The sequence below is a fragment of the Candidatus Photobacterium acropomis genome (genome assembly GCF_030685555.1).
GTDB lineage: Bacteria > Pseudomonadota > Gammaproteobacteria > Enterobacterales > Vibrionaceae > Photobacterium > Photobacterium lucens.
Genome location: NZ_CP131609.1, coordinates 1,415,548 through 1,427,458 on the forward strand (window position 1 = coordinate 1,415,548; position 11,911 = coordinate 1,427,458).

Sequence of the window (11,911 nt, forward strand, 5' to 3'; positions counted from 1 at the left end):
TTGTATAAAAATTAACAACCCAAGTATCTGGTAAAAAGTATTGTCAATTATCTTAAATAAGGAAGTAGAGATGGATCATGAATTTAAAGACCCGTATAGCGCAAAATATTTCTTTGGTTTGCTGGCTGTTTTAGCTTTGCCTACGTTGCCCGCGATACTGACCTCATTTGATCTTTTAGTACGTTAAAACGTTGGATCTGATGTTATTGACGATATGCATATCCATTATTTTGATTTATAAGGCTTAATCATCGCTATACTAAAGTTGTGTCTTGCTTCAATATGGAGGTTGCAATGAATACAAGGAATAGCGTCATAATGCGACAGCACGTTGATTTCAAAACCAGAATTGTTTCCTCTTTATATGTTTCAGTGGGGGCGATTAGTGTGGTTCTTGGTGTTCTAGGGATTTTTTTACCCTTGTTACCGACTACCCCATTTTTATTGTTAGCCAGTGCTTGTTTTATGCGTGGATCGCCACGGTTAAATTGCTGGCTACATAAACATCCTACCTTTGGACCAATATTAAATAATTGGCATCAACACCGAGCAGTTTCTTCTACTGTTAAACGTCGTGGTAATATTATGATTGTTTGCAGTTTTTTATTTTCTATCGTGATCGTTCCACTATGGTGGCATAAAGTTATGTTGCTTGTGATGGCTGCGGTTCTGCTTTTCTTTTTTAATCGCTTAACGGTTATTGATAAACCAAGCGAGAGCACGTTTGTTGCTGAGGCAAAAGAAAAACAATAAACTGCATTAATAACTCATGGCGGGTCATATTGCGTTTTCACCGTCTGAGTTAATGACTGCGCTTAACTGTAAAGGCGTTGTATTTCTATCATGTGATACTTATTAGTATTGTGAAGGCACGGAAACGATTATGAACCAAGATACAATCAACCTGATTTCAAATAGCATTAAATCAATTCAAGATTACCCAAAACCAGGGATCTTATTCCGTGATGTGACGAGCTTGATGGAACAACCTGAAGCATACCGTGCAACCATTGATGTTTTAGTTGAAAAGTACAAAGATCAAGGTATTACAAAAATCATTGGTACAGAAGCACGTGGCTTTCTTTTTGGTGCGCCACTGGCATTGGCATTAGGTGTTGGTTTTGTGCCTGTACGTAAGCCAGGCAAATTACCTCGTGAAGTGATTGCTGAAAGCTATGAGCTTGAATACGGTAAAGATACCTTAGAAATTCATAAAGATGCGATTTCTGAAGGCGATCGTGTATTACTGGTTGATGATTTGCTAGCAACAGGCGGTACGATTGAAGCGACAACTAACTTAGTACGTCGTCTTGGCGGTACTGTTGAAGATGCGGCATTTGTTATTAATTTGCCTGATATTGGTGGTGAAGCGCGTCTACAAGGTCTTGGTCTGAACGTATTTTCTATTTGTGATTTCCCAGGTCACTAATCACGTAAATTGAGTTTAATTAGCAGTGAGTAAGTATTTGGCTTACTTGCTGTTAATTTGCTTAATCATTACTCGCTCAATAATCTCTTCTCTCGCTCAAAAATCCGCAATATGCTAGCATTAACACGTATTTCAGTGTCTACATGCAATGCCTTGCTATTTCGTTTGTTTTCTTAGAATACCTTGTTTTTTCATCTGCAAATAATTGGTTAAGTGAATAAAAGAAATAGAGGCGAGTGGTGTTATAAGACGCTGTCTAGATAGAGTAAGGTAGTTATTAATGAGTTATCAGGTTCTGGCCCGAAAATGGCGTCCATCTCAGTTTTCTGATGTGGTCGGTCAGTCACATGTGTTGACAGCCTTAGGCAATGCGTTAACGCAAAATCGCCTTCATCATGCATATTTATTTAGTGGAACTCGCGGTGTGGGTAAGACCACTATCGCGCGTATTTTCGCTAAAGGATTAAACTGTGAAGAAGGGATCACAGCAACACCATGTGGTAAGTGTGCAACCTGTCGTGAAATCGATGAAGGTCGCTTTGTTGACTTATTAGAGATCGATGCAGCTTCTCGTACCAAGGTAGAAGATACCCGTGAACTGCTTGATAACGTTCAGTACAAACCTGCACGTGGGCGTTTTAAAGTGTACCTTATTGATGAGGTGCACATGTTATCTCGTCATAGTTTCAATGCCTTACTAAAAACATTAGAAGAGCCGCCTGAGTACGTTAAGTTTATTTTAGCGACAACGGATCCACAGAAACTACCAGTCACTATTCTATCTCGCTGTTTACAGTTTCATTTAAAGCATTTAGATCACCAACAGATCCAAGAGCAATTAGCAAAAGTATTGACGGAAGAAAAAGTCGAATATGAAGCAAAAGCATTGGGTTTATTAGCACGTGCCGCTGAAGGCAGTATGCGTGATGCGCTAAGTTTAACGGATCAGGCAATTGCGTTAGGTAATGGTCAAGTTGGCGCTGACAATGTCGCTGCGATGCTGGGTACATTAAATACTGACCAAGCGTTATTTTTACTTGAAGCTGTGGCGAAATCTGATGCAAATATTGCGATGGACACACTACAACAGCTCGCCAATGTAGGTGTTGAGTGGGATAGCTTACTACGTGAATTAGCGAGTCAATTACACCGTGTTGCAATGTATCAAGCCTTGCCTGCAAGCCTAGATGAAGCGTTACCTGATGCTGAACGTGTAAGTTTGTTAAGCCAAGTGATGACACCACAAGATGTTCAATTGTGTTATCAAATTGCGCTGCAAGGTCGTCAGGATTTAGGTTATGCACCGGATGGTCGTACAGGTCTTGAGATGGTCCTACTGCGCATGCTGGCATTTCGACCTGTAGCATCAACAGGTATTCAGCCTCAAGCAATTGCGGTTCCTAGTGCGCAGCCGACAACACCAGTTCCAGCTGTAAACCCTGCTGGGCAAGGTGTTTCTCGGGTACAAGCTTTAAAAGCCCAAATGCAAGCGAGTCACACTGAAGTGGCACCTCAAGTTGCCCCTGTTGCTCAGCCAACGGTACAACAACAGGTTCCTCCAATGCAGTCAAGTGAACTTGTAGCACCACCAATGCAAGAGATGCCGCCAGTCGCACCAAGCCATGACGCTTCTATATCGCCTGCTGCACCAATGAATACGCCTGCGCCACAAACTACTGAGGCTCCCGCTCGTGGTTCATCAGCAGCAAGTGGCTTATTGGCAGCAAGAAATCGACTACGCAGTCAAAAACGTGGTCAAGAAGAGATGCCGGGTCAAACAGTAAAAAAGGCCCCAACGACGTCAGCTAAAAAAGTCACATCGTCAGTGTTAGATCGCGTTGCCAGCAAGCAAAAAGCGATGCCTGTAAGTGCTCAACATGTGATGCCGACGTCGAATGTAGCTACTCAACAACAGGTAGAAGAAGATCAAGAATACCGTTGGAAACCAACGGCAAAGCCAGAACATGAGCAGCCGAAAAAGGTTGATGTTGCCCCACGCGTTTTAAAGAAAGCACTGGAGCACGAAAAAACACCTGAAATGACAAAAATACTTGTCAATGAAGCAGCAAATCAGGATAGTTGGGCAAACTTAGTGACACAGCTAGATGTGGGTAAATTGATCCAACAGCTAGCATTGAACTCTTCTTTTGAGCAGCAAGGTGAGCAGATCACCTTACATCTTCGTGCCGCACAGCAACATTTAAATGGTGAGCGTGCCAAAGAGCAATTAAGTAGTGCATTAAGTACCGTATTAGGACATCCAGTAGCGTTGAATATCGTACTGGGTGAAGAAGGAATAACACCGTTAGAATTACGTGAAGAGCTGTATCAACAGAAGTTGCTACATGCCAAGCAAAGCTTAGATAACGATCCGAATGTGATGTTTATCTGCCAGCGTTTTGCAGCACAACTTGATGAAGACAGTGTTCGACCAATTTAAAGGTTTTTAACCAGACCAAGATAGAGAGAGAAGAGATATGTTTGGTAAAGGTGGCATGGGTAACATGATGAAGCAGGCGCAACAAATGCAAGAGCGCATGCAGAAGATGCAAGAAGAAATTGCAAACATGGAAGTAACAGGTGAGTCTGGTGCTGGCCTTGTTAAAGTAACTATCACTGGTAGCCACAGCGTACGTCGTGTTGATATTGATGAAAGTCTAATGGAAGACGACAAAGACATGCTAGAAGATCTAATCGCTGCTGCATTTAACGATGCTGCACGTCGTATCGAAGAAGCACAAAAAGAAAAAATGGCAGCAGTAACTGGCGGTATGAACCTACCTGCTGGTTTTAAAATGCCATTCTAATTAATGCGTACCAGTCATTTACTGGAGCATTTAATGGAAGCCTTACGTTGTCTGCCTGGGGTTGGTCCTAAGTCTGCACAGCGTATGGCTTTTAGTTTGCTACAGCGTAATCGCCAAGGCGGTTTACAACTTGCTGATGCCTTAAGTCAGGCAATGACTGAAATTGGTCATTGTCGTGATTGTCGAACCTTTACTGAAGATGATGTGTGCGCAATCTGTGACAACCCTCGTCGTCAGGAAAACGGTTTGATCTGTGTGGTGGAAAGCCCGGCAGATATTGTTGCTGTAGAAGCAACAGGGCAGTTTTCAGGTCGTTATTTTGTATTGATGGGTCACCTATCACCACTTGATGGAATTGGTCCTTCAGATATCGGTTTAGATCGATTAGAAGAGCGACTACAGCAAGAAACGATCAGTGAATTAATTCTAGCGACTAATCCAACGGTAGAAGGGGAAGCAACAGCACATTACATTGCTGAGCTTTGCCATGAGTATGGTGTTCCTGCGAGCCGTATCGCCCACGGTGTGCCTGTTGGTGGTGAGTTAGAACTCGTTGATGGTACAACGTTATCGCACTCGTTAGCAGGACGACAGCGTTTATAATTGACAAATGAGATAAAGAAAAACCGCGCTGTTGAGCGCGGTTTTTTTATATCTACTATATTTCTTACATTAAAAATTAGAGTGAATAAAGAATATTCGAGCCGTAGGTTAAACTGGTTAATAGTAGCGAATTTTTATTAATTACATCGATACGTCGGCTTTCTTGTGCATTCATTCTAAAAATGTCTTTGACAACATTGAGTTGCTTGTTGTCAAAATCCATGTTTGTTCCTGAAGTCACATCTTTAAATTCAGTGGGCTCAGTTAGTAGATAACCACCGCTGACGTCCCAGCGACCAGATTCAGAAATATGAATCGTTAATGGTTTCGGGTTTTCACTGTAAAGCTCTAACATCGTAATGCGTGAGTAAGTATGGTTCGGTAAATACACCATATTACTGCTTTGTTTGACTTTACGTAGCGTTCCTAAACTCTCAAGCTGGGTTGGCTCAATACGGCTAAAGGTTGTACTTTGCCATTCACGTGACATTAGCAATTGTTCTTGCTTGTAATCGGTTGAAAAATAAACCCAACTACAAATAGCAATTGATAATGCCAGAATACCAAAAGGCCAGTATTTACGAATTACTTGCGGCAGTGTTAAGGATGTATTTACTGACATAGTTTCGTATTATCCTCATGGCTGGTAAGTAAACGTAAGGTGATATTTTCCATCGGTACTGTACTGCTATGTAAGTAGTTCAAGTACAGTTGATTGTTCTGTCCACCTGTTACGATAACTTCAGTCGGTTTCCCTTCATTCTTGTGATTTCGTAAGTAGCTAGAGACGCAGCTACTGATCATATCATTCCAATCTTTCACCACAGGATTACTGATCGGCGTATAGACGGTAATACCCTCTACTTGGAGTAACGGACGAAATGCTGCTGATTTTGGCGGCATACTGATATTCACCGCTACTGGTAGAATTAATGCGATAATTAACGCCACCCAACCTAACCAGCTTAACTGTGTTTTTGATTTTTCAGCAGGTTTTTCAGGTGGTGTTTCTTCAGTATCTGCTACCGTATCAACCGTATATTCAGAATCACTCGTCATAATTGGGTTGTCGATGGTGCTCTCGACATCTACAGAAGGTGCTGTGTTAAGTGACTCTGTCGTTTCATCTTTTTCTTCACCCAAATAAGGTTCAACCGTCGCAATGACTTGATAACCGCGCTTAGGTACTGTTTTTACAAAAGCAGGGGATTTTGTTGAGTCTTTTAATGCTTTACGTAATGTTGAAATTGCCTGAGTTAAGCTAGAGTCATCAACTTCAAAGCCTTGCTCTCGCCATACATAATCATGAATACGCTGACGGGTAATAATGACACTTGGATCTTCAATAAGCAGACTTAGCGCACGGCTTTCGTTACTGCCCAAACGGATTAATTCATTATTTTCTAGTTTATCAATCAAACTATTATCGTTTGGATCAAAGATAAATCGTTTACCGATTAAAAACTTTTTTGCATGTGTAAGCATTTACTTAACCTTAGCAATGGTACTCAGTTATTTATTGTTCTATAAGTTTGCTGAATATTTTCTGAATCTAAAAAATATAAAACCTAATATGAAAAAATCTAAAAAATAAAAAACGTGTTATTTTAGGTTGAAATTATACCGTTTGACCATATTTATCTTAAAAATAACCACTAACAAATTTTTTGGGAGTTGAGATGAGCGAGCAAGTAGTTGATAAAAATAAGGAAACTCGTGGTTTTCAGTCAGAGGTGAAACAGTTACTTCATCTGATGATCCATTCACTTTACTCAAATAAAGAGATTTTCTTACGTGAATTGATCTCAAATGCCTCGGATGCGGCAGACAAGTTACGTTTTAAAGCATTGTCTCAATCTGATTTGTACGGTGACGATTCAAATTTATGTGTGAAGCTGTCTGTTAATGAGCAAACAGGTACCTTAACTATTAGTGATAATGGTATTGGTATGACACGTGAGCAAGCGATTGAGCACTTAGGCACCATTGCAAAATCGGGCACGAAAGAGTTCTTTGCTCAGTTAAAAGAAGATGAGAGTAAAGACTCACAATTGATTGGTCAGTTTGGTGTTGGCTTCTATTCTGCATTTATTGTGGCTGATTCTGTAACAGTCAATACCCGTGCAGCAGGTGCGGCGGCAGACGAAGCGGTAAGCTGGCAATCAGCTGGTGAAGGTGACTACAGCATTGAGAACATCACTAAGCCAACTCGTGGTACTGATATTATTCTTCACCTACGTGAAGATGAAAAAGAATTTTTAAATGAGTACCGCTTACGTGAAATCGTAGGTAAATACTCTGATCACATTGGTATTCCTGTGTTCATCCAAACAGAAGAAAAGGATGAAGAAGGCAATGTGACAGGGACTAAGTGGGATCAAATCAACAAAGCACAAGCGCTTTGGACCCGCAATAAGTCGGACATCAGCGAAGAAGAATACAAAGAGTTCTACAACCACGTAGCACATGACTACGCAGAGCCGTTAACATGGGCACATAACCGCGTTGAAGGTAAGCAAGATTACACCAGCCTGTTATACATTCCATCTAAAGCGCCGTGGGATCTGAATAATCGTGATGGTCAGCATGGCTTAAAACTGTATGTACAACGTGTGTTCATTATGGATGACGCTCAGCAGTTTATGCCAACCTACCTACGTTTTGTTCGCGGCTTAATTGATTCAAATGATTTACCACTAAACGTATCTCGTGAAATTCTGCAAGATAACAAAGTGACTCAGGCTCTACGTAAAGCATGTACCAAACGTGTTCTGCAAATGCTTGAGCGTATGGCGAAGAATGATGCTGAGAAGTACCAAACATTCTGGAAAGAGTTTGGTCAGGTATTAAAAGAAGGTCTAGCGGAAGATTTCGCTAACCGTGACAAGATCGCTAACTTACTTCGTTTCAGCTCAACAGAAAATGATGCGCAAGAGCAAACGGTATCATTAGCTGATTACGTCAGCCGCATGAAAGAAGGCCAAGATAAGATTTATTATCTAACGGCAGATAACTTCAATGCTGCAAAACACAGCCCACACCTAGAGCAATTCCGAGCTAAAGGTTTGGAAGTGATTCTGATGTACGATCGTATTGATGAGTACCTAATGGGTCACTTACCAGAATTTGAAGGTAAGCAGTTCCAAGCGATCACTAAATCAGATCTTGATCTGTCTAACTTCGATGATGAAGAAGCGAAAGAAAAGCAAAAAGAGACAGAAAAAGAATTTGCTTCAGTGGTTGAGCGCACTAAAGGTTACCTTGGCTCTCGTGTGAAAGATGTACGTGCAACGTTCAAACTTCACGACACACCAGCAGTCGTGGTCACTGATGAGCATGAAATGGGTACACAAATGGCGAAACTGCTAGCAGCAGCAGGCCATGAAGCGCCAGAAGTACAGTACATCTTCGAGCTAAACCCAGAGCATGCGCTAGTTAAGAAAATGGCAGATGAAGCGGATGAAGAAGTGTTCAGTCGCTGGGTTGAATTCTTGCTAGGTGAAGCAATGTTAGCAGAGCGCGGAACGATGGATGACCCATCTCAGTTCCTTGCTGCAATTAACAAGTTGCTGATTAAATAACCAATTAACTTACATATATCAAATACTATTCTGATAAAGCATGTAAACGCAGCCCAGTGATTGTACTAGGCTTGCGAGTCTGTCTTAATCAGTGTATTTTCACTTTTTTGCAAAATTCCACTCTATTAAAGGGGATCACAATGCGCATCATCCTTCTGGGCGCTCCAGGTGCAGGTAAAGGTACTCAAGCTCAATTCATCATGGAAAAGTTTGGTATTCCTCAAATTTCAACTGGTGACATGCTACGTGCTGCAATCAAAGCAGGTACTGAGCTAGGCAAACAAGCGAAATCAGTGATCGATGCAGGTCAATTGGTATCTGACGATATCATTCTTGGTCTTGTTAAAGAGCGTATTGCTGAAGAAGACTGTGCAAAAGGCTTCCTACTAGACGGTTTCCCACGCACTATTCCTCAGGCTGATGGTCTAAAAGAAAACGGCGTTAACGTTGATTACGTTATTGAGTTTGACGTTGCTGACGATGTGATCGTTGAGCGTATGGCGGGTCGTCGTGCTCACCTTCCTTCAGGTCGTACTTACCACGCGGTATACAACCCACCAAAGGTTGAAGGTAAAGATGACGTAACAGGTGAAGATCTTGTTATCCGTGAAGATGATAAAGAAGAAACAGTACGTGCACGTCTAAACGTATACCACACGCAAACTGCACCACTTATCGAGTACTACGGTAAGGAAGCAGAAGCTGGTAACACTAAGTACCTTAAGTTCGACGGTACACTACCTGTTGCTGAAGTTAGCGCTGCGCTAGAAAAAGCATTAGCTTAATATTGTTGTTGGCTATATAGATAGTCTATAACAATGAGAAAAAACGGGCCTGCCTATTGGTATTGCCCGTTTTTTTTGGTTTTAATATTAAGACGATACTCAAGCGGCTTGGGCATAGTTTGTAATAAGGGCTTGGTTGGACGAGTCTTTTTTAATAAGAGTGATCCAATGGCGGCCAATGATCGTTTAGCTTGGGTTACAGAATATATTTACCTATAGATCTGAATGCGTTGTTTTGGATTGATAAGAGCGAAAGACCGATGAATAAAGACAACAATAAATACGGTGTATTGTTAGTAAACCTTGGTACGCCTGATACACCAACAGCAGCAGGGGTAAAACAATTTTTATCTCAATTTTTACATGATAAGCGTGTTGTTGATATGACCCGCTGGTTATGGTGCCCAATCCTGCATGGTGTGATTTTGCCTGTTCGTTCTCCTAAAGTAGCGAAGTTATATCAGTCGGTATGGATGGAAGAGGGCTCACCGTTAATGGTGTACTCAAAACGTCAGCAACAAGCCCTAGAAGCGTTATTACAAGTGCCTGTGGCGTTAGGTATGACTTATGGCAATCCTAGTATTCAATCGGGGTTAGAAGCGTTAAAACAGCAAGGTTGCGATAAAGTTGTCGTGTTGCCGCTGTATCCGCAATATTCAGGAACCACAACTGCTGCGGTATTTGATCGCCTTGCAAAAGATCTTAAGTCGATGCCTTACATTCCTGAGCTGCGCTTTATTAATCATTATTACGATCATCCTGATTATATTTCGGCGTTAGCAGATTCAGCGAAAAAGGTATGGGCTGAGAAAGGCGAGCCTGACTACTTATTATGTTCATACCACGGGATTCCAAAGCGTTATGCTGATAATGGTGACCCATACCCTGAACACTGTAACGGCACGACGGAATTACTAGCGCAAGCACTAGCGATGCCGCGTGAAAAAATGAGCATGAGCTATCAGTCTATTTTCGGTCGTGAAGAGTGGTTAAAGCCTTATACTGAAGGCACCATTAAAACGTTAGCGGAGAAAGGGGTTAAACGCCTTGATGTGATGTGTCCGGCTTTCTCGGTGGATTGCTTAGAGACATTAGAAGAAATTGCTGAGCAGTGTAAGGAAGTGTTCATTGAAGCCGGTGGTGTCGAATTTAATCTGATCCCATGCCTTAATGACGATGAAGCTCACATCGCTATGATGGAAAGCTTGGTGAAACAACACGTTCAAGGTTGGTAATTGTTGCTTGTTTTCTGAAAAATTTCTTAGACGATAACGTTTACGCTCTCATTTGTGCTGATATATCGCAAAACGAATGAGAGCTTTTGCTTTTATGTTCTATATTCTGTGATAGAATTCGCAAAATTTACAACTTGATAGCGCATAGACATGAAATTTCCAGGCCAACGAAAATCTAAGCATTACTTCCCTGTACATGCTCGCGATCCACTTTTAAGTCAAACTAAACAAGAAAAACGTTTAGCTCGCACTCACGTTGTCGGTATTGACCAAACATTGGTTGATATTGAAGCTTATGTGGATGATGAATTCCTGGAACGTTACGAGTTAAGTAAAGGCCATTCACTGGTTATTACTGACGAGAAAGCAGAAGCGTTATATCAAGAATTAAAAGAAAACAATCTTGTTACCCACGAATTTGCTGGTGGCACGATTGGTAACACCCTACACAACTACTCTGTGCTAGCGGATGACAAATCTGTTCTTCTTGGCGTGATGAGTAAAGACATTGAGATCGGTAGCTACGCTTACCGTTACCTATGTAATACATCAAGCCGTATGGACATGAACTACCTACAGCCTGTTGAGGGGCCTATTGGTCGCTGTTTTGCTCTTATCTCAAAAGAAGGTGAACGTACGTTTGCTATCAATGAAGGTAAGATGAACCAGCTAGCACCAGAAAGCATCCCTGAGTGTGTATTCGAAAATGCCTCTGCACTTGTTCTTACTGCTTATTTAGTTCGTTGTAAGCCTGGCGATCCAATGCCTGCTGCAACAATGCGCGCAATTGAATATGCGAAGAAATATGATGTGCCAGTTGTATTAACTCTGGGTACTAAGTTCGTGATCCAAGATGATCCTCAATGGTGGCGTGACTTCCTTCGCGATAACGTAACGGTTGTTGCGATGAACGAAGATGAAGGTGAAGCGCTAACAGGTGAATCAGATCCATTATTAGCAGCGGATAAAGCGCTAGAGTGGGTTGATCTTGTGCTATGTACAGCGGGTCCTGTTGGCCTTTATACGGCAGGTTACACCGAAGAAAATGCGAAGCGCGAAACAAGCCTACCATTACTTCCAGGTGAAATTGCAGAATTTAACCGCTACGAATTTAGTCGTCCAATGCTAAAAGATTCGTGTGAAAACCCAATCAAGGTGTACTCACATATCGCACCATACATGGGCGGCCCTGAGCGTATTAAGAATACGAACGGTGCTGGTGATGGCGCACTATCTGCGTTGCTGCACGATATGTCTGCAAACCGTTACCACAAAGAAAACGTGCCAAATTCAAGTAAGCACCAATATTCTTTCCTAACTTACTCATCGTTCTCTCAGGTTTGTTTATATTCAAACCGCGTGAGCTATGAAGTATTGGCTCAATACTCACCACGTTTATCTCGTGGCCTACCTGAGCGTGAAGATAGCTTGGAAGAAGCATACTGGGAACGTTAAGTTTCTTATGAATATA

11 protein-coding genes are annotated in these 11,911 nt (G+C 41.8%); 9 read left to right on the plus strand and 2 right to left on the minus strand.

Going from position 1 to position 11,911, the window contains the following annotated elements; all coding sequences use genetic code 11:
• Positions 1-318 precede the first annotated feature (318 nt).
• From Q7657_RS13645 to recR, 5 genes are all read left to right on the plus strand, one after another.
• Positions 319-753, plus strand: coding sequence for a YbaN family protein (locus Q7657_RS13645; RefSeq protein ID WP_107164935.1), 435 nt, complete (start codon positions 319-321; stop codon positions 751-753).
• A 130-nt stretch (positions 754-883) separates the two neighbouring features.
• Positions 884-1,429 carry an adenine phosphoribosyltransferase gene (apt, locus tag Q7657_RS13650; RefSeq protein ID WP_008986515.1) on the plus strand — a complete coding sequence of 182 codons (546 nt, stop codon included), beginning with the start codon at positions 884-886 and terminating at the stop codon, positions 1,427-1,429.
• 280 nt (positions 1,430-1,709) lie between these two features.
• The gene (dnaX, locus tag Q7657_RS13655) at positions 1,710-3,869 is read left to right on the plus strand and encodes a DNA polymerase III subunit gamma/tau (protein ID WP_107164936.1); all 2,160 of its coding nucleotides are present in this window, start codon (positions 1,710-1,712) and stop codon (positions 3,867-3,869) included.
• Positions 3,870-3,906: 37 nt separating this feature from the next.
• Positions 3,907-4,236 (plus strand): YbaB/EbfC family nucleoid-associated protein, encoded by a 330-nt coding sequence (locus tag Q7657_RS13660; RefSeq protein WP_045065978.1) that lies wholly within the window; start codon positions 3,907-3,909, stop codon positions 4,234-4,236.
• Between the two features lie 3 nt (positions 4,237-4,239).
• Positions 4,240-4,839, plus strand: a complete 600-nt coding sequence (gene recR / locus Q7657_RS13665) for a recombination mediator RecR (RefSeq protein ID WP_023933036.1) — start codon at positions 4,240-4,242, stop codon at positions 4,837-4,839.
• A gap of 76 nt (positions 4,840-4,915) precedes the next feature.
• Here recR and Q7657_RS13670 read toward each other — a convergent pair whose 3' ends face one another.
• Entirely contained in the window at positions 4,916-5,461 is a 546-nt protein-coding gene (locus Q7657_RS13670; RefSeq protein WP_053988479.1) for a regulatory protein ToxS, read from the minus strand.
• The gene (locus tag Q7657_RS13675) at positions 5,452-6,324 is read right to left on the minus strand and encodes a transcriptional regulator (protein WP_053988478.1); all 873 of its coding nucleotides are present in this window, start codon (positions 6,322-6,324) and stop codon (positions 5,452-5,454) included. The genes Q7657_RS13670 and Q7657_RS13675 overlap by 10 nt, the downstream gene beginning before the upstream one ends.
• A gap of 194 nt (positions 6,325-6,518) precedes the next feature.
• Between Q7657_RS13675 and htpG the strand changes: the two genes are divergently transcribed.
• The 4 genes from htpG (at position 6,519) to Q7657_RS13695 (ending at position 11,895) form a co-directional block, all read left to right on the plus strand.
• Complete coding sequence (gene htpG, locus Q7657_RS13680) at positions 6,519-8,420, plus strand: molecular chaperone HtpG (RefSeq protein WP_107164937.1); 1,902 nt, start codon at positions 6,519-6,521, stop codon at positions 8,418-8,420.
• Between the two features lie 140 nt (positions 8,421-8,560).
• Positions 8,561-9,205 (plus strand): adenylate kinase, encoded by a 645-nt coding sequence (adk, locus tag Q7657_RS13685; RefSeq protein WP_008986522.1) that lies wholly within the window; start codon positions 8,561-8,563, stop codon positions 9,203-9,205.
• 260 nt (positions 9,206-9,465) lie between these two features.
• Entirely contained in the window at positions 9,466-10,440 is a 975-nt protein-coding gene (gene hemH, locus Q7657_RS13690; protein WP_107164938.1) for a ferrochelatase, read from the plus strand.
• A 150-nt stretch (positions 10,441-10,590) separates the two neighbouring features.
• Positions 10,591-11,895: an inosine/guanosine kinase gene (locus Q7657_RS13695; RefSeq protein ID WP_107164939.1), complete on the plus strand. Its 1,305-nt coding sequence runs from the start codon at positions 10,591-10,593 to the stop codon at positions 11,893-11,895.
• The last annotated feature ends 16 nt before the right edge of the window (positions 11,896-11,911 follow it).